Raw genomic sequence first — 18,264 nt, 5'->3', positions numbered from 1 at the left:
TTATGAATAGTGGTTTCATGATTATTCTGGATAACAGATTAGATTTTTGAGTTTATGAAGTTCAGTCGATGGGATATCTAAGCGACAAGTATGCGTTTTCCCCCATTTAATGATAAATTTCGCAGTTTTATTTATCCCAGTGATATAAGCTAGCCCTTGATCTGCAACAATCGCAACTTCTATTTCATCTTTATCAAAAACACGATAAACGCCAGCACCAAAAGGGGGATGAGAGCCATCAGGGAATGAAATCGTAGAGAGTACTTTCTCTCCGGTAATCCCTTTGAGTGACCGATAGGCAATAGCCCCTTTTGTCACAGCCACTTCTATCACATTATCTTGAATTTCAACATTATCAGGAAGATTGTCATTATCAACATGATAGATCATACGATAATAATCTGGGACATTGCTGATGCCGGCTATACCAAAGATGTTAGTTTTGCTGGGAGTGCCACTAATTTCAACCCCCGGCGCATCAGCATCGATAATTAAGCGAGCTCCTTCAGTATAAACTTGGGGTTGTGCAGTAATCCCATGTTGTGTGACTGTAAATGAGCCATTCAGACCTGCATTGAAGCTCTGCTGATCTTGAGAATAGCTACTCATCCCCGTAAATCCACCAAAATTAAAGTCGGTGTAGTAAGAGGCATTGAGGTTATAATCCGTAGACCGATCATATTTCCATTGATGGTTGAGGGAAGTTCCAACGGAGTAACGCCCCCCTAATCCTGAAGCACTATAACTTACTTGTTGAGACATGTTTTTGCTGTTCTGACTTGCAGATGCTTGATAAGAGAGTCTTTGGTCAGGGGTTTCTAAAGGAATGTTAATAAACAAGGATATTTGATTGTCATTAGCTGTGTAATTCGATTTTCTATGGGATAGCGATAGTGAAACTGATGCATTCGCGAAAAAACCATCTTGAATAACTTTGTTGGCAGTAATGTTGTAATACTCTTGGGATTCATTATTCCAATAGCTCGATTTAGATGCTGATGCGGTAAAATTAATATCCCAAATGGGGAGGGTTTGCGAGATACTGGCAGATAGATGCTGTTTTTCTCGGGGAGAGTGTCGATGACTATTGGTAGACTTTTGCTGAATGTAGTTATTGAGACTGGTATATTCTTTACTAGAGAATCGGTAACCGACTAAATTCAGTGTTGTGCCTTGATCAAAGCGTTTTGCATAGTTAAAACGGTAGCTATGCCCATTGAGTCTCTTTTCAGAGTCCGCTTTATTGACCGATTGTGTAATATCGAAAGAGAGCGCGCCAAAGCTTTCAAGGTTAATCCCGAGCCCCACATTAATCGCAAGATACTCTTGATTAGTGGTATATTGCGCGCCGCCTAATAGTGAAATGTTATTCGTTAATCCATAGGAACCATCGAATGAAATAATATTGGTTTCAATCCCTTTGGTCTGAAAAGGATCGAGCTTTCCTGCATTGAGATTATAACGTAGAGCGCCTTTTCGAGTAAGGAAAGGGACTTGTGAAATGCTCACCTGATATTGACTAATTGAGCCATCGCTCTCTTCGACGCTAACATCTACAACGCCATTAAGATAAGAGGGAAGGTTCGAGATGACAAAAGGCCCTGGTGGAACTTGAACGCTTTTAATAATTGAACCATATTGCTTAACGGTCACAACCGCATGCGTAAGCGCTGTTCCAGTAATTTGAGGGGCATAGCCTTGTAGATAATTAGGCATCATATTCTCATCGGTAAAGAGACTAACGCCTTTGATACGCGTCGAATCAAAGAGATTGGTTCTAGTATAAATTGCACCGGCATAAATATGTGCATTCCAGGCGCCAATATCTGTGAAACCATAGGTTTGAGTCCACTCTAATTTATTACCAAAATGTTTGTTCGCATCATATTGGTAATTGCTTCTAAGGCGAAATCGCCCAATATTAGCCCCGATAACACCGTAGCTGGTGAAATTATTCCGGCTTTGAAAGCGGGAGCCAAATTTATATCGGTTAAAAGATTGAAGTAGATTGTAATCAAAGATTAAACCTGCAATACCGTGATCTCGTTGTTCTGGTGGCACCCAGCTAGGGTCAAAATCGACTAAATAAGCATGGGGTATCTGGATATTCACTTCTTGCCTAGATTCATCGAAGTCAATGAGAATTTGAGAATCGTAGTTTTCTACGCCATAGCAACTATCTGAATCGAGCTCGTAACTTGTTGTCTTTTGTACTTGTGTAATAAAATTTGACTTAAGCGGTAATCGCTGGATAAGATCAGCATTGAAGCAGAGATGGCTGTGATCTTCTTCTATGTAGAAATAGATAGGGTGATTACGTAAAATCTCTTGTTCATTGATTTGTAAATTTGCAACATATTTCCCAGATCGCTTATTATCGATACCATTGAAGATGGTTAAATCCACATTATCAAAACCTAAGGATTCTAAAATCTCATTGTCAAATTCAAATGAAAATCCCGGATTGATACAAAGGAAGCATCCTAGCATTATCCAATGTTGTTTAAAGGGGTACATACTGTCTCGCCAGCCATCTATTTGTTATATGGAATTAAATTAAAGATAAATAAGATATGAAAGAAAACATAAAAAGAAACATAAAAGAGTAAGTATTATCACATATATGAAATACTTACTCTTTTTAGGGGGTGATTAGGATTTATAAAGAAGAGGTTTGAATATCCCAATATTATTTCATCCCTTTGATGTAACAATATGACTATTTATAATTGGCAACAAAGTTGACAGTTGTCCTAACAGTACCAGCAGTAACACCCTCACCATCTTTCACCATACGTCCTTGTACGGGGAATGTTACTGTGTTAGAAGTAGCATTAACTGTTCCTTCGATCGGCTTTGCTTCTGTTCCCTTTGGTTCAACAGTATTTCCTGCTACTTTAATTTCTACAGCAACATCCGCTGCAGTTCCTAAAGAAGCCCAATAGCTTTCAGTTGTAGCGGCTGTGCCACCTACTATTGTAAGGGCAATGGTTTCTACTTTTTGGGCACTTTCTGGAAGATCTAAGTTACAATCGATAAATTCGATCTTAGATTCACCCCAAGAACCGTTACCTTTTTTGAGTGCAGCAACAGACATAGAGCCTAATTGGACATTTTTAACAGGCAGTAAAGTACAACCTGCTTCTGTCACAGTACCCTCAAATATGATTTGACCAGAAGCATTTCCTGCTGGAGTTTTAGCTTCTTCAGCTTGAGCGATAGTGAACAAAGAAGAGATGATTGCTGTTGATAATAATAATTTTTTCATAAAACCCTCATAATAAAATATAACAATATTTAATTTTTTTTACTGTAACTTAAACAGGCGACAGATAGTAATAGTAATCTTTATTTCAAGAAAAGTAGGGGCTGTTGAACATTCATAACTTCAGCCAAATATAGGCACAAGCTAAAGCAACGTTGTTTTCATAATGTTGTTTTAGCTTGTCATATCTTGTTGCTATACTTCTAAAATGTTTCAGCCTTGCAAATGCATTCTCCACTAAATGCCGAGTTTTATAAATATGCCAGTCCATATGATTATTATTCGTAAGAGTATTCCTCTTTTTAGGAATAATAGCTTTAGCTCCTTGATTTATAATATCTTCTCTAAAACTCTCAGAATCATAACCTTTATCTGCACTAACGTAATCTGTCGTATTTAAATGAACCCTGCTAAGTAGCTCTGGAGCGACCTTGATATCGTGGGTCGTTCCATCTGTTACGATAAATTCACAGGGATTACCGCAAGCATCTACGATCATATGAATTTTTGAACTATTTCCACCAACACTTTTAGATATTGCTTGAGGATTATCTGCGGTTGCTCCTGTGCTATGCTGGTGAGCTCTAATGTGAGTTGCATCTATAAACAGCCATTCATAGTCAACATCTTGTGATAGTTTTTTAAATAATTTCAAGAGCTTGTTATTTTTAGACCAACGACTAAAAGTTTTAAAAATAGTATTAGGTCGCCCAAATTGCTCAGGAATATCCCTCCAAGGAACACCTGTTCTCATTCTAAATAGAATACCCTCAACGATATTTCTTAAATTTGGTTTGTCATAGATATTCAAATCTAGGAGAATAGGCTTCAGTTTCAGCCATAGTTTATCTGTAAGCATGGTTCGAGACATAGCGAGAGGTAGGTTTTTTTTGACGATAATATTCTACCGCTCGCTTTTTTTATTTTGAACTGCAATGTTCAACAGCCCCTAAATATTGTTTTGAGAATAATTAATATTTTTTGCTATTTCCTAGGGGCTGTTGAACATTCATAACTTCAGCCAAATATAGGCACAAGCTAAAGCAACGTTGTTTTCATAATGTTGTTTTAGCTTGTCATATCTTGTTGCTATACTTCTAAAATGTTTCAGCCTTGCAAATGCATTCTCCACTAAATGCCGAGTTTTATAAATATGCCAGTCCATATGATTATTATTCGTAAGAGTATTCCTCTTTTTAGGAATAATAGCTTTAGCTCCTTGATTTATAATATCTTCTCTAAAACTCTCAGAATCATAACCTTTATCTGCACTAACGTAATCTGTCGTATTTAAATGAACCCTGCTAAGTAGCTCTGGAGCGACCTTGATATCGTGGGTCGTTCCATCTGTTACGATAAATTCACAGGGATTACCGCAAGCATCTACGATCATATGAATTTTTGAACTATTTCCACCAACACTTTTAGATATTGCTTGAGGATTATCTGCGGTTGCTCCTGTGCTATGCTGGTGAGCTCTAATGTGAGTTGCATCTATAAACAGCCATTCATAGTCAACATCTTGTGATAGTTTTTTAAATAATTTCAAGAGCTTGTTATTTTTAGACCAACGACTAAAAGTTTTAAAAATAGTATTAGGTCGCCCAAATTGCTCAGGAATATCCCTCCAAGGAACACCTGTTCTCATTCTAAATAGAATACCCTCAACGATATTTCTTAAATTTGGTTTGTCATAGATATTCAAATCTAGGAGAATAGGCTTCAGTTTCAGCCATAGTTTATCTGTAAGCATGGTTCGAGACATAGCGAGAGGTAGGTTTTTTTTGACGATAATATTCTACCGCTCGCTTTTTTTATTTTGAACTGCAATGTTCAACAGCCCCTAGTTATTAGATAAAAAACACATCTAATAAAAGAGTGTTTTTAGTGACATTTTAATGTTTTATATTTACTATTAGGATAGTTAGCTGAAACCAGCAAAAATCGACATAAATAGGTAGTTGTAATGGCAGTTTTCTACAAAGTTTTACCTTGTGGAATATTCAGTCGAGCTTATTGTGATTGATCATTGTAAAGCAATTTATTTTTAACTAGGAACTAAATAGAATATAAATTAAATGAGATAAGTTGAAAATAAATAGGTTAGATAAAATACAAATATAGCTTATTGATTATATTTATATGTTGTTGTTATTTTTAGATTTAGTACTTTTATGGTAATTTTTATTAAAATTAAATGTTCATGATTTATGCTGTAACTATTTTGTTAAATAGGGGGATCTTATTAAAAAGGGGCAATATATTGATGGTTTACAGTAAGGTTGTTTTGATGTTGGTTTTGTAAGGCCATAACTTAGAATTTCAAGCTTTTTCAGTGTAGAGCTACTTCGAGCCTTCTGAGATCTTGAACAAATATTTTTATCAAATCATTTGGTACAATACTCAACAACATTGTTTTTAAATCGTTTTCACATAAGTTTTAAAGGAAAATTTCACATAAGTTTGAGGGGATCGATTTGCTGGTTATAAATTGCGCAATATTTAAATTGACAATATTTGATGAATCTCCTATTATACAACTCCTCAGACAGCAAGTCTGGGGCTATAGCTCAGTTGGTAGAGCGCTTGCATGGCATGCAAGAGGTCGTCGGTTCGATTCCGACTAGCTCCACCATAAAGTCCCTATCGTCTAGAGGCCTAGGACACTGCCCTTTCACGGCGGCAACCGGGGTTCGAATCCCCGTAGGGACGCCAAATTAAGAAACCTGCACAATGTGCAGGTTTTTTTATTCTCTAAAGGTTATTGCTTTAAAGGGAGATAATATCAAGGGTTAATGCGCAATGAAGAAGTCTCTGATTGCGAGTGTACCAATGAGATTTTAAGACAAAATAGTACGATTTTATCTTGTTTGAAAGCTCCTATTTTGGAGGCATTAAGGTTATCTAGATCGAAGAATGATAATTTTAATAGTGTGATTTATCTGAAGAAGTTATCCACAAAACGTGATAATATATTCAGTCCTGAATATCGTCAAAAGGGTTCCTCAAAATGTCTCCTCGCGGTCTATTTTTTATTTTAGGTTTGATACCATTATTGGCCATTGCATTTGCTAAATTTTATCTAGAAGATGTGCAATTATTAGAGCCATGTCCTTACTGTATGTTACAGCGCGGCGTATTCTTGCTTTTTACTGCGGTCTTTTGGTTAAGTGCTATTTTTGTGAAGCAGGGTTCTCGTTTCTTTTCTGCGGTTTCCCTCATATTGACGATTGCAGTGGGAATCTTAGGGCTTGTCATCGCCGGAAAGCACGTTTACCTACAGTTGAATCCGAGTGATGCCTTAGGTTGTACACAAACGACACTAGCAATTACAGAAGTTTTCGATTATCAAATCGTGAAAGATCTACTTCTCACGGGCGGAGATTGTAGTGCAATTGATTGGTCGCTTTGGGGCTTATCTATTCCGATGTGGAGCGCGATTTTGATCTTTGTCTTGATGATTGCCGGTATCGGCGCTAATCTTAGAGCGCGTCAACGACCGACAAGAGATTGGTTGCGGGGAATATAACTATATCAACGGTGTTATTATTTACGAGTGATGTTAATAGGCATGAGCGAGTAATAGTACTTTAAACCTTAGGTGAGTTATCTATAAAACGCAATGAATAGCAATTTGACTAGATAGCGTTAGATGGAAAGCAGGTAAATAATGGGGAAGAGATCAGAAGGAGTATATCTCAATGCAATTTAAGCAGAATATTATTGAATTAACAGATATTCAATTGAGTTTTGGTGATCGACAGATCTTTAATAATCTATCGATTCAAATTCCAACTGGGAAAATCACTGCGATTTTAGGGCCTTCGGGATCTGGTAAGACGACATTGTTAAAAATGCTCAGTGGACAGATGCCGCCAGATTCAGGTGATGTTGAGTTGATGGGGCAAAATATCGGTTCGATTTCTACCAAGAACCTCTATGAAATTCGCACGAAAATGGGGGTGCTTTTTCAATCTGGCGCGCTCTTTACCGACATGACAGTCTATGACAATATCGCATTTGCGCTACGGGAACATACGGATCTTAATGAGTCGATGATCGAAACCTTGGTACTTTTAAAGCTGCAATCAGTAGGGCTTCGTGCGCTCAAAGATTCTTATCCTTCACAATTATCTGGCGGACAAGCGCGCCGTGTTGCGCTTGCAAGAGCCATTGCTTTAGACCCAGCGCTGCTGCTCTATGATGAGCCTTTTACCGGACAAGATCCGATCTCGATGGGCGTTTTAATTCGTCTGATTAAGAATTTGAATGATGCACTCAAGATTACGAGTGTGGTTATCTCCCATGATGTGGAAGAGGTGCTCTCTATCTCTGATAATGTCTGCGTCTTAGGTGAGAAAAAAATTATCGCGCAAGGAACGCCGGATGAGATTCGTAATCACCCTAATCCTTGGGTTAAACAATTTATTAATGGTGATGCAGATGGACCTGTGCCATTTCATATTCCCACAAAACCATTAGAGGAGGTTCTGTTTTGAGTAATGTAATTGTGGCAACGGGTACCAAAACTCGGCATTTTCTCACTCATGTAGGGGAAGCGACTCAATTATTAGTCAATATTGTGATTAATTCTTGGTATCTCTTTAAGAAACCTTCGCTCTTTGTCCGTCAGCTCTATCAGCTTGGAATTCTCTCTTTGCCGATTATTCTCCTATCCGGCTTATTCGTCGGAATGGTGCTCTGTTTTCAAGGGTTTGTGAATCTTATCAACTTCGGCGCAGAGGCATCAGTAGGGACGATTGTCGCTCTGGCACTTTTTCGGGAGTTAAGTTCAGTCTTAACCGCGCTTCTTTATACAGGGCGTGCAAGTTCCTCTTTAACAGCGGAGATTGGCCTGATGCGTGCGACAGAGCAGTGGGCAAGTTATGAACTAATGGCGATTAATCCTGTGCAATATATCCTCACGCCTCGTTTCTGGGCCGGCGTATTAGCTGTTCCTATTCTCGCGCTTCTCTTTAGCGTGATTGGTATTATCGGCGGTTACGGCGTTGCAACCATTTCTCTCGGCGTTGATGGCGGTGCTTATTGGTCGCAAATGAAATCAGGGGTCGATTTTGGGGTAGATATTGGTCTTGGGGTAGTTTTAAAAAGTTTTGTTTTCGGTATAATATCGAACCTTGTTGCGCTTTATATCGGCTTAAAGGGCAGAGCGACGGCGAGCGGAATTGCCCGTTCTACGACAGATACGGTGGTGATCTCATCACTATTGATTCTCGTAGCGGACTTCCTCTTAACTGCGATGATCTTCGGCATCTAGTTGTTTAAATGACTGAATAGATAATACTATTCTCTCGAGAGACGATGTTAGCCTTTTTATTAACCTTTACCGATTGTTAGAATTTAGAGTCTTATATTTATGATGAAATTTAGTTGGGATAATTGCCTTGAGCTTCTTGCAGATCAGATGTCTGAAGAAGAGTTCAGCATGTGGATTTCACCGCTTGAGGTGGTGTTAAAAGATGATCATGTCATGGTGCTAGCCGCAAATGAGATTGTATTACGCGGTGTTCAAACTAAGTTTAAGACTCTCTTAGAGAATACGATTATTGATGCAGCAGATCGTGAAGTTGAGGTTCGTTATGGCCTTGGTACTGAATCTGATTATGAAGATCATCAGGTCAAAAAACAGATTAAGCGTGTTAAGAATAAAACCGGTAAAGCGCGGAATGTGACGAAAGACTCTATTCGTGAGCAGTCCATTGAAACGAGTAACCTGAATCCTGATTTCAGCTTTGAGAATTTTGTAGAAGGGAAATCGAACCAGTTTGCGCTAGCTGCTTGTGCGCAAGTCTCTAAAAATCCAGGGACTTCACATAACCCACTTTTTATCTACGGAAATACCGGTCTTGGTAAAACGCATTTAATGCATGCTGTTGGGAATGCGATCAAAGAGCAGTATCCTGATGCGCGCCTTATTTATCAGCATTGTGACGGTTTTATCGAAGATATTGTGCGCAGTATGCGTAATAATACGATCAATGAGTTGCGTCACTTCTATCGGACGCTTGATGCGTTATTGATTGATGATATTCAACTCTTATCAGGCAAGGGCGGCTCTCAGGAAGTTTTCTTCCATACTTTTAATACCCTTCTTGATGGTGGGCATCAGGTGATCTTAACCTGTGACCGTTATCCAAAAGAGTTAGAGGCGATGGAAGAGCGCTTGAAATCCCGCTTTGCATCAGGTTTAACGGTGGATATTAAACCGCCTGATTTTGAGCATCGGGTCGCAATCTTGGAACAAAAAGCGGAAGATTGGGGGATTGAATTACCGAAAGATACTAAATTCTTTATCGGCGAAACGGTGCGGGCAAATGTGCGTGAATTAGAGGGGGCATTGAAGCAGGTGAATGCGATGGCCTCTTTTAAAGGGATGCCATTAACCCTTGAAATTGCGCAAGAAGCACTTCGTCATTTAGTAGAAATTCAAGATCGGCAGATCACGCTTGCGAATATTCAGCGGACAGTGGCAAGCTATTTTGATCTTGATATGAGTGAGATTCTAGGGAAATCCCGAAAAGCGAATATCGTGAAACCTCGGCAGTTAGCCATGTATATTGCACGGGTATTAACCGATCATAGCTTACCGGAGATCGGCCGAGAATTTGCCCGGGATCATTCAACCGTGATGCATGCATACGACAAGATTGCCGAAGAGTTAGAAACCAATATCCGCTTAAAACGGGATTATGAAGCGATTAAAGCTTCACTATTAGTATAGTAAATTTAGTTTAAGAAAAATGATTTTAAACAACACTTGCAAGATGCCGGATAGAATGGCTTCCTTACTTATTACAGTCGATGCGCCGGCACTTAAATAAGCTTATTTTGAGCCGACATTACATATATAAATCATTCTTAGGAATCACAATTATTCTACGGTAATTGTGGTTTTTTTATTACCGAGAGATTAGGTAATCACTCATCTGCGGGCGCGGGATCATTCTGGATTTGCAAACATTCCCTCCCGCCGCAAATCAGATTCTATCTTAAACGACTCAGAAAATGTATCGCATCGCCGGGGAGAAATATCTCGTTCTTTTAGTAATAGTGCGCTGGCAGATTGTGCGCTGTTGCCCCGGAGATATCCTCATTTATGAGAAGCACAAGCCGGCAGATTGTATTTTCTCCTATCGAGAGATTAGGTAATCGCTCATCTGCGGGCGCGGGATCGTTCTGGATTTGCAAAAAATTCCCTCCCGCCGCAAATCAGATTCTATCTTAAACGACTCAGAAAACTTATTGCATCGCCGGGGAGAAATATCTCGTTCTTTTAGTAATAGTGCGCCGGCAAATTGTGCGCTGTAGCCCCGGAGATATCCTCATTTATGAGAAGCATAAGCCGGCAGGTTATATTTTCTCTTATCGAGAGATTAGGGAATCGCTCATCTGCGGGCGCGGGATCGCTCTGGATTTGCAAGCATTCCCTCCCTCCGCAAATCAGATTCTATCTTAAACGACTCAGAAAATGTATCGCATCGCCGGGGAGAAATATCCTGCTCTTTTAACCATGGTGCGCCGGCAGATTGGGGACTATCACGCTGGAGATATAGTCTCTTTTAAAGCGTAATATTTTGCAGCCAATCAATTTGATAAGGGGATTGCCCGATAATGGTAATCAGATCAATGCGAAGGGGTTGTGTGGTTGGATATTGTTGTAGATAACAGGCGATGGTTTGCTCTATTTTTTGTAATTTTTGAGGCGTTACCGATGAGGCTGCGCTCGCAAAAAATTCATTTTTACGATATTTCACCTCGATAAAGAGTAGAACACCGGCGCAATCTTCGGCAATAATATCAATCTCACCATAACGAGAGTGATAATTAGTTCGCAGAATAGTACATCCTTGTGCGATTAAATAGTTTTGGGCAATGGCTTCTCCCTGTTGGCCAATTGCTTTGTGTGTCGTCATTTTATCGTTCTCTTGTTATACTGATCACTCTATTTAAAATGCTAAAGAGTGAATGAATGTCAACTTGTTATGTTATCGCAACTCCCATTGGAAATCTGCAAGATTTAACGCCAAGAGCGATTGAAGTGCTGCAACGTGTTACAGCCGTTTTTGCTGAGGATACGCGTGTATCGGGGCGATTGCTACAACATTTTGGTATTCACGCCCCCTCATTATTATCACTCCATGAACATAATGAGATGAGTCGCATTGCGCGTATCGAAGCCCACTTAACGGCTGGTGAAGATGTGGCGATTATCTCAGATGCAGGAACTCCGCTGATTTCAGATCCCGGCTTTACGATTGTGCGTAGTCTACGGGAATCAGGGTTCTCAGTGATTCCTATTCCCGGCGTAAGTGCGATTATTACAGCGCTTTCAGTGGCCGGCATTGCCACAGATCGCTTTACCTTTATCGGTTTTCTATCGTCTAAAAAACAGCAACGCCTCAATGAATTAGCACCATTAAGTCAAGTTCCACATACTCAGGTATTTTATGAGTCAAGCCATCGTATTGAGTCGATGTTAGAAGATCTTGTCACCACCTTTGGAGAAGATCGGACAATCTTTGTAGGGCGAGAGATGACGAAGCGCTTTGAAGATTATCGCTATGGTTCGGCTTTAGAATTATGGCAACATTATCAAAATCATCCTGAAGAGATACGGGGGGAGTTTGTCGTGGTGACTTCAGGCGCAGAGATCAGAGAATCAGAGAATCAGTCGCTAGAATCGACAAAATTGACCAAAGTTTTACTGGCGGAGGGGCTACCTTTAAAGCAAATTTCGGGGATTTTACATCAAGTGACAGGGCGGCCTAAAAATACGCTCTATCAAGAATTACTACAATTAAGAGATGAGGCATAGATGATGCATAAGAAAACAACCATATCGCCGGCTCAAGAGAATCAAACATCAGTAGATACCGGGAATCTTCATAAACTATCAAAAGGGGATTGGACGCTAAGTTCAAAATTGGCTGGGCTCTTTGCCATCCGTATGCTTGGGATCTTTATTATTCTACCGATCTATTCACTCTATACTAAGGAACTACAAGGCTCTACGCCATTTCTGGCTGGACTCTTTATTAGTAGCTATGCACTCACACAGATCATTTTACAACCGCTCTTTGGTTCATTGTCCGATTATTTCGGCCGAAAAGTGACGATTGTACTTGGTATGGGGCTTTTTGTAATCGGAAGCTTGATGATTGCTTTTACCGACTCGATTCATTTTGCAATCTGGGGGCGCGTAGTACAGGGGGCCGGCGCAATCTCGGCGGTAGTACTAGCCTTTACCAGTGATGTGGTGCGTGAAGAGATTCGCGGTAAAGCAATGGCCATTATCGGGATGAGTATCGGGATTACCTTTGGGCTTGCGATCTTTATTTCACCGCTTATCTATGGTTTTCTCGGCGGGATGGGTATCTTCTCACTCTGTGCGCTATTAGGGATTATTGCGATCTATGTGACCATTTGGCAATTGCCGAAGAGTGAGCAGCATAAGGTTAATCGCAAAGAAAAACGCCCTTTACTACACTCTATGAAAGAAGCTTGGTCGGATCGGGATATTAATCGTCTCTATTTTGGCGGTTTTATGCTTCATCTGATTTTAACCTTAGGTTTTACCGTATTTCCTTGGCTTTTACTAGATAAAGCTGGATTTGAGCCACAGGATTCTTGGAAGATCTATCTTCCCGGATTTGTGATAGCAATGTTATTAGTCTTTCCTGCGATTGGAGTGGCTGAGCGTTTTCGGAAATTTAGAGGTTTCTTTTTAACGGCGATTGCAACATTGGTGATCTCTCTTATTGCTTTGGCTTTTGTTGAAGATTATTGGTATTTACTCATCTTTATGACCCTCTTCTTCTGGGGCTTTAACCTGATGGAAGCGATGCAACCCTCTTTGATGAGTCGTTTAGCACCGGAACATAATCGTGGGATGGTGATGGGTTTCTTCTCTTCGAGTCAATTTCTTGGTGCCTCTATCGGTGGTATGGTGGCGAGTTTAATTCTCGGTTACTTCACCAAGTTACCGGCGTTATTAGTGGGTGCAGGATTGCTCATGCTCTGGTTTGCCATTGCTTTTCCGATGAAAAACCCTCAAAAACGGGCAACTACAACGGCTGATAGTGCCGGAGATTCAGATGATACAGATTCAGATAGTACGGGCTCAGATAGTACGGATTCAAATAGTAGAGCTTCTAATAATGTAGATGTTAATGAGATAGCGGCTCATCAAGCGGATAAAACGGATAATACTCAAGAAGAGATTGCAACTAATGTTCAAGAGCAGGGGAATGTAGAAAGCGAGGCATCGACTTTGGAATCTTCCGAGGATCAATCTTCCGAGGATCAATCTCCCAAAGATGAACCCTCAGAGCCGGTAACTCCAGATAAAACATCTGAACCTACACCGCCGGTTAAACGCAAAGGTCCCGGCGATGGTTTGAAGCGACAATATCTTTAGTTGAAATGATCTAGAAATAGTAAAACGGTGAGAATAATGGGCTTGCCGTTTTTTATTGCGCCATTAAGACTGACGCTATTTTACGAAATCTGAATTTTCCATACGAATTTAGCGCACAATGGGGTACAATAAAAGGCTATTTTCGAGGCGATTACCTCAACTAGTCAGGATTTATATCCATAGACCTGATGATCTATTTTTATCTTTAACAATTAAGAGAGTTTCATGAGTTCATTTACCCAAGTTGCAAAACAGGCGGCAATTGAGTCGGGCCGTCATATCCGTTCTATCTACTATCGCTTAGAGCGCCTTAACTTTGAACAACGTGCTGATGATGCACTGTTTCAACAGTTCTATGAGAGTATTGAAAATAGTGTGATCGAAGGATTACTCAGTTTTTATCCAGATCACGCTTATTATGCCAACTTTCATCCAGGGAAAGTGACAGACTCTCGTTTCTCATGGTATGTGAGTTTAAGTGGTGCGGAGAATTTCCGCCAAATGCAGTCCCATTTCTCGATTACAGTCGCCTTAGAGATGGATGGGGAGTTACAATCTGCGGTGATCTATGATCCAATTGCCAATAAAATTGTCGCGGAAGCGTCTAAAGGTGATGGTGTTCTTTGTGAAGATGAAGAGCAACGGGTTCGCCTCGGTAAGAGCGATGGTAAAATTGAAAATGCCGCACTTTTAACGGCAGTTGCGCCTCTCGATCAAGAGATCACTCGTTTCGGTGCAATGTTACGCCGGACAAGAATGCAGCGTATCTTAGGCGATTTTGCGAAGGATAGCGCGCTTGTCATCAAGGGGGAATATAGTGCTTACTATGCAGCGACTTTTGATTTAGCAACCTTAAAAGCGGTACAATTAGTCGCAAGAGAAGCAGGACTACTCGTTACAGATTATCGTGGTAATGAAGATGTTGCCGCAAGCGGTACCGTAGTTGTCACACATCCAAAACTCTTAAAAGAGCTACTCCAAGCATTACAAATCTAAAACTCATCTGAGATTGAGGGAAAAGCAATGTTTAAGCCCAATTCAGTATTATGTGATCAAGTCGCTCAAAAAGATTATTTTTCTCGTTTGAGAACCGTGGTATCTGTGATGGGAACTGTGATGATCGCTTCGTTATTGTGTCCTGTTTTGAGTCAGGCGAGTGACCTTGATTTAGCGAATCAGGCGAAGGGCTTAAATGTTTCCATGTTACGTTACCAAGATAAACGTTATGTTGATGTAACACTCGATCTGAAACAGCTCTCTTTAGTGCATCATTGGCAAGACCCCACTACTGAAACCAATTTTGGCTCGTTTCATAAGTTGAATCAATATTTGCGGCAAGATAATGAAACACTATTATTTGCGATTAACTCCGGGATCTATACTAAGGATTATAAGCCACTTGGGCTGCATATTGAGAACTCCCAATTACTCATGCCACTTAATTTGGTGAAATCGAATGAAGGGCGAGGTAATTTTTCGCTCTTTCCTAATGGTGTATTCTATATTACTAAGCAAAATCGAGCTGTTGTGATGGATAGTGATAGTTTTCAAGCACGATTTAAGGGTAATTATCAAACGATTAAAGAGGCAGTGCAATCGGGACCAATGCTCTTAACAAATGGGCAATATAACCCCCACTTTATCAAAAATTCGGATAGCCTTCGCATTAGAAGCGGTGTTTGCGCTGTCAATGATGGGCAGGAAGTCCATTTTGTCGTGACGGAAGATCAGGTAAACTTTTATGAGTTTGCTAGCTACTTCAAAGAGCAATTAGCCTGTCAAAATGCACTCTATCTCGATGGGACTCTCGCTCGTATCTACCTGAATGGCCGTATGTACGGTGCTTCTTTTTGGCAAGTGAAGCCTTTAGTAGGGATCTGGTCCGTTTCTAAAGCATTGTAAAATAGGATGTTATAGTAAATTTGCTTTAAGGAAAATGTTGTTTATGTCGCTAGCGTAGAACTGTAAAAGAAGATCAAACCGTATTAAACAACACCTGTAAGATGGCAGATAGAATAGTTTCCTCGCCTCGATCAGCTGATGCGCCGGCATTTAAATGAGCTTATTTTGAACTGATCTTACTATAAAAGCGCTTATTTTAATGCGGTTTAGCTACTATGCTTAAGTGGTAGGACGAGCGTAATAGATAAGCCTTGATCATTTTCGGCTTTAACAGATCCTCGATGTAACGTGACCATCTGATTGACAATAGCTAAGCCTAAGCCTGATCCTCCATAATCTTGCATACCTTCTGGGCGCTCACCACGATAGAACGGTTCAAAAATCTGCGGGAGATCTTTCTCTAAAATACCGGGGCCATCATCGTGGATATTAATGATCAATTGCTTATTCTGAACGTGAATAGAGACAGCTATTTTGGAGGCCGCATAGTGAATCGCATTGCGGATGATATTCTCAATTCCGCTTAAAAAGAGTTCAGCATTAGCTTCGATAGTAATATCGGGCGGATCATTAAATAGGAGCTCTTTACCATTTTCCTCAGCTTCAAAAGCTGCATCTTCTAAAAGTGGGATTAAGATGTCAGGGAGCGCTATCTCTTCCATTAAGACCTCATTCAAAATTGTTTGCTTAGAGAGGGAGAGCATGGCTTGAATTCGATCTTCGACTAATAAAAGATTATCATTAATCCGTTTGACCTCATTGGTAATGGCTTCAATATTTTTAATACGAATAAGGCTATTGGCAAGATGAATACGGGTTAACGGCGTACGTAATTCATGGGAGAGATTGGCAAAGAGGCGTGCTTTTTCATCTCTAGCGATATTCAGTGTTTGAATCATATCGTTAAAGCTTTTTGCAAGATAACGATATTCTAAAGGCCCTCGCTCCTCTAAATAGCGATCAACACGCCAATCGCCTTTTCGTACGCGCTCTGCTGCTTTTTGTAGATTCTTCATTGGAATGGTTAAAGACCAGCTTAAAAGTGCAGCGAATGGCAAGCTAATAAAGAGCATTAAGAGGAATATGAGGTAGGGCGCATCATAGAGTCGTGAGAGATAGTAGAACTGAGGGAATGCAGTCACTGTGAGATAGTACGCATTGCTGTCATTATCAAAGCGAATAGGGCCGATAAGTTCGATATCCTCGATCTCTTGTTGATACATTTTGTGGGTAGGGAGCGTGCTAATGACGAAGTTAATCACACTTTCATCTTCAAGATTGTGAATGACATTGTAGCGTTCAGCAGTATCATCAGGGATCACGAGGAGATTCGCTTCCCCTTTATTGTCTCGAAAGCGATCTGTGGGTGCGCTAAAGAGCATATGAGAGACTTTCGTTTTATAAAAAATCTGCTCCTTTTCGGGCGTCGGTAATGCTCGCCTTTGATCAAATTTAGGCAGTAGAAGTGTAAGGGAGATCATGAGCCCCATGCTGATCCAAATAGTGATAAAGACACGGATGCTTAATCGGTTGAGTAGCTGAAAACGCCCCATGAATCCCCCTGTATATCATTTCCCTAGTCCCTTGAATAACGCTACATTATGCAGGGAATGAGAGAAAACGCTTATTCATCTAAAAAGAGATATCCTAAGCCATGAACTGTTTTAAACCAAGGATAACCATCATCTCGAGATGGTAATTTTTTGCGAATATTACTTAAATGCATATCAATGACACGATCAAAGGTTTGATGGCGTTTCCCTAAGACATTTTTACTGAGCTCATCTCGACTAATGGTTTCGCCTCGGCGTTTTGCCATGTAGTGGAGAATAGAGAACTCGGTGCTAGTGAGATTAATAGGCTCTTTTTTGAAAGTTGCTTGGAATTGTGCAGGATTCAATACTAAATCATGAATTTCAATGATTGGCGATTGTTCACGATCATCCCCATTATCTTCAAGTGCCTGGGTTTGTAAACGCATTCTAGTGCGGATACGAGCGATCAATTCACGATCATCAAATGGTTTAGAGATATAGTCATCTGCACCAAGCTCAAGGCCAAGTACCCGATCGATACTGTCCCCTTTTGCAGAGAGCATAATGACAGGAAGATTTGGATGATTTTTGCGAATCTCTTTTAAGGTATCCCAGCCATTTTTCTTAGGCATCATGACGTCAAGAATAATAACATCAGGAATAGTATGTTCAAGGAATTCTAAGCACTCAACGCCATTGCCCCCAACGCTTACATCAAATCCTTCATATTTTAATAACTCAGGAATGAGCTCTTGAAGTCCTTGATCATCATCGATAAATAAGACTTTAGGTGTAGTGGATGTCATAATATAAACCCTCTTTTAGGCTATGTACTCAAAATATATTGAAGGTTCAACTTTCTTCAATATCAATCGTCTGTTTCATGCAACAATCCATTATTTGTCATAACTTGTATTCATTATAATATTAATTAATGATTCTTGCTTGTAATGCATGGAAAATAAATATTTATTAAGCTTCTCATCTCTATTTATTTGTTTATGATTTTAACTGTTTTTAATTAAAGTTAATAAAATTTATTAAAATTTAACAGATTAAATTGTAAATTTGGTCAATAGATAGATAGTAACTTACCAAAGCGGAATGTGCCAGATAACCCATTG

At 40.0% G+C, this 18,264-nt stretch carries 15 protein-coding genes and 2 tRNA genes; 10 read left to right on the top strand and 7 right to left on the bottom strand.

From position 1 onward, the window contains the following. Positions 1-21: 21 nt before the first annotated feature. The 4 genes from WMO13_RS08000 to WMO13_RS07985 form a co-directional block, all read right to left on the bottom strand. Positions 22-2,517 carry a fimbria/pilus outer membrane usher protein gene (locus tag WMO13_RS08000; protein ID WP_084331526.1) on the bottom strand — a complete coding sequence of 832 codons (2,496 nt, stop codon included), beginning with the start codon at positions 2,515-2,517 and terminating at the stop codon, positions 22-24. Positions 2,518-2,719: 202 nt separating this feature from the next. Continuing rightward, a complete protein-coding gene (locus tag WMO13_RS07995; protein WP_026879362.1) occupies positions 2,720-3,268 on the bottom strand; it encodes a fimbrial protein in 549 nt (182 codons plus the stop codon). Between the two features lie 112 nt (positions 3,269-3,380). Further along, positions 3,381-4,136, bottom strand: coding sequence for an IS5 family transposase (locus WMO13_RS07990; protein WP_342386815.1), 756 nt, complete (start codon positions 4,134-4,136; stop codon positions 3,381-3,383). A 138-nt stretch (positions 4,137-4,274) separates the two neighbouring features. Then, a complete protein-coding gene (locus tag WMO13_RS07985) occupies positions 4,275-5,030 on the bottom strand; it encodes an IS5 family transposase (protein WP_342386815.1) in 756 nt (251 codons plus the stop codon). Positions 5,031-5,824: 794 nt separating this feature from the next. Between WMO13_RS07985 and WMO13_RS07980 the strand changes: the two genes are divergently transcribed. The 6 genes from WMO13_RS07980 to dnaA all read left to right on the top strand — a co-directional run bounded on the left by WMO13_RS07980 (position 5,825) and on the right by dnaA (position 10,007). Then, a tRNA-Ala gene (locus WMO13_RS07980) sits at positions 5,825-5,900 on the top strand. Between the two features lie 4 nt (positions 5,901-5,904). After that, positions 5,905-5,980: transfer RNA gene (locus WMO13_RS07975), tRNA-Glu, on the top strand. Positions 5,981-6,275: 295 nt separating this feature from the next. After that, on the top strand, positions 6,276-6,794 hold the full coding sequence (locus WMO13_RS07970) for a disulfide bond formation protein B (protein ID WP_026879299.1): 519 nt from the start codon (positions 6,276-6,278) through the stop codon (positions 6,792-6,794). Between the two features lie 172 nt (positions 6,795-6,966). Continuing rightward, positions 6,967-7,764, top strand: coding sequence for an ABC transporter ATP-binding protein (locus WMO13_RS07965; protein ID WP_034855976.1), 798 nt, complete (start codon positions 6,967-6,969; stop codon positions 7,762-7,764). Next, positions 7,761-8,543 carry an MlaE family lipid ABC transporter permease subunit gene (locus tag WMO13_RS07960; RefSeq protein ID WP_034855979.1) on the top strand — a complete coding sequence of 261 codons (783 nt, stop codon included), beginning with the start codon at positions 7,761-7,763 and terminating at the stop codon, positions 8,541-8,543. Before WMO13_RS07965 ends, WMO13_RS07960 begins: the two co-directional genes overlap by 4 nt. Positions 8,544-8,642: 99 nt before the next feature. After that, positions 8,643-10,007 (top strand): chromosomal replication initiator protein DnaA, encoded by a 1,365-nt coding sequence (gene dnaA, locus WMO13_RS07955; protein ID WP_342386836.1) that lies wholly within the window; start codon positions 8,643-8,645, stop codon positions 10,005-10,007. 838 nt (positions 10,008-10,845) lie between these two features. On the opposite strand, the gene WMO13_RS07950 is transcribed toward dnaA, so the two are convergent. Beyond that, on the bottom strand, positions 10,846-11,199 hold the full coding sequence (locus tag WMO13_RS07950; protein WP_026879303.1) for a YraN family protein: 354 nt from the start codon (positions 11,197-11,199) through the stop codon (positions 10,846-10,848). Between the two features lie 56 nt (positions 11,200-11,255). Here WMO13_RS07950 and rsmI point away from each other — a divergent pair, with 56 nt between their 5' ends. The 4 genes from rsmI to WMO13_RS07930 all read left to right on the top strand — a co-directional run bounded on the left by rsmI (position 11,256) and on the right by WMO13_RS07930 (position 15,605). Continuing rightward, a complete protein-coding gene (gene rsmI, locus WMO13_RS07945) occupies positions 11,256-12,101 on the top strand; it encodes a 16S rRNA (cytidine(1402)-2'-O)-methyltransferase (RefSeq protein WP_026879304.1) in 846 nt (281 codons plus the stop codon). Next, on the top strand, positions 12,102-13,703 hold the full coding sequence (locus WMO13_RS07940) for an MFS transporter (RefSeq protein ID WP_051396285.1): 1,602 nt from the start codon (positions 12,102-12,104) through the stop codon (positions 13,701-13,703). Between the two features lie 225 nt (positions 13,704-13,928). Next, entirely contained in the window at positions 13,929-14,699 is a 771-nt protein-coding gene (locus tag WMO13_RS07935; RefSeq protein WP_026879305.1) for an inositol monophosphatase family protein, read from the top strand. A gap of 27 nt (positions 14,700-14,726) precedes the next feature. Continuing rightward, a complete protein-coding gene (locus WMO13_RS07930) occupies positions 14,727-15,605 on the top strand; it encodes a phosphodiester glycosidase family protein (RefSeq protein ID WP_051396286.1) in 879 nt (292 codons plus the stop codon). A 206-nt stretch (positions 15,606-15,811) separates the two neighbouring features. On the opposite strand, the gene WMO13_RS07925 is transcribed toward WMO13_RS07930, so the two are convergent. Beyond that, positions 15,812-17,158 carry an ATP-binding protein gene (locus WMO13_RS07925; RefSeq protein ID WP_026879307.1) on the bottom strand — a complete coding sequence of 449 codons (1,347 nt, stop codon included), beginning with the start codon at positions 17,156-17,158 and terminating at the stop codon, positions 15,812-15,814. A 71-nt stretch (positions 17,159-17,229) separates the two neighbouring features. Continuing rightward, positions 17,230-17,946: a response regulator gene (locus WMO13_RS07920; RefSeq protein ID WP_034855981.1), complete on the bottom strand. Its 717-nt coding sequence runs from the start codon at positions 17,944-17,946 to the stop codon at positions 17,230-17,232. Between the last annotated feature and the right edge of the window lie 318 nt (positions 17,947-18,264).

The organism is Ignatzschineria larvae DSM 13226 (genome assembly GCF_038500265.1).
GTDB lineage: Bacteria > Pseudomonadota > Gammaproteobacteria > Cardiobacteriales > Wohlfahrtiimonadaceae > Ignatzschineria > Ignatzschineria larvae.
Note: the sequence above shows the minus strand (reverse complement) of the source record. Positions and strands in the feature narration are given on the sequence as shown.

Bases quoted from the DNA above. Each gene is read 5' to 3' on its own strand.
- WMO13_RS07965 (WP_034855976.1), top strand. From the start codon at position 6,967: ATGCAATTTAAGCAGAATATTATTGAATTAACAGATATTCAATTGAGT.
- WMO13_RS07935 (WP_026879305.1), top strand. From the start codon at position 13,929: ATGAGTTCATTTACCCAAGTTGCAAAACAGGCGGCAATTGAGTCGGGC.
- WMO13_RS07990 (WP_342386815.1), bottom strand. From the start codon at position 4,136: ATGTCTCGAACCATGCTTACAGATAAACTATGGCTGAAACTGAAGCCT.
- rsmI (WP_026879304.1), top strand. From the start codon at position 11,256: ATGTCAACTTGTTATGTTATCGCAACTCCCATTGGAAATCTGCAAGAT.
- WMO13_RS08000 (WP_084331526.1), bottom strand. From the start codon at position 2,517: ATGTACCCCTTTAAACAACATTGGATAATGCTAGGATGCTTCCTTTGT.
- WMO13_RS07940 (WP_051396285.1), top strand. From the start codon at position 12,102: ATGATGCATAAGAAAACAACCATATCGCCGGCTCAAGAGAATCAAACA.
- dnaA (WP_342386836.1), top strand. From the start codon at position 8,643: ATGATGAAATTTAGTTGGGATAATTGCCTTGAGCTTCTTGCAGATCAG.
- WMO13_RS07925 (WP_026879307.1), bottom strand. From the start codon at position 17,158: ATGGGGCGTTTTCAGCTACTCAACCGATTAAGCATCCGTGTCTTTATC.
- WMO13_RS07930 (WP_051396286.1), top strand. From the start codon at position 14,727: ATGTTTAAGCCCAATTCAGTATTATGTGATCAAGTCGCTCAAAAAGAT.
- WMO13_RS07950 (WP_026879303.1), bottom strand. From the start codon at position 11,199: ATGACGACACACAAAGCAATTGGCCAACAGGGAGAAGCCATTGCCCAA.
- WMO13_RS07985 (WP_342386815.1), bottom strand. From the start codon at position 5,030: ATGTCTCGAACCATGCTTACAGATAAACTATGGCTGAAACTGAAGCCT.
- WMO13_RS07970 (WP_026879299.1), top strand. From the start codon at position 6,276: ATGTCTCCTCGCGGTCTATTTTTTATTTTAGGTTTGATACCATTATTG.
- WMO13_RS07995 (WP_026879362.1), bottom strand. From the start codon at position 3,268: ATGAAAAAATTATTATTATCAACAGCAATCATCTCTTCTTTGTTCACT.
- WMO13_RS07920 (WP_034855981.1), bottom strand. From the start codon at position 17,946: ATGACATCCACTACACCTAAAGTCTTATTTATCGATGATGATCAAGGA.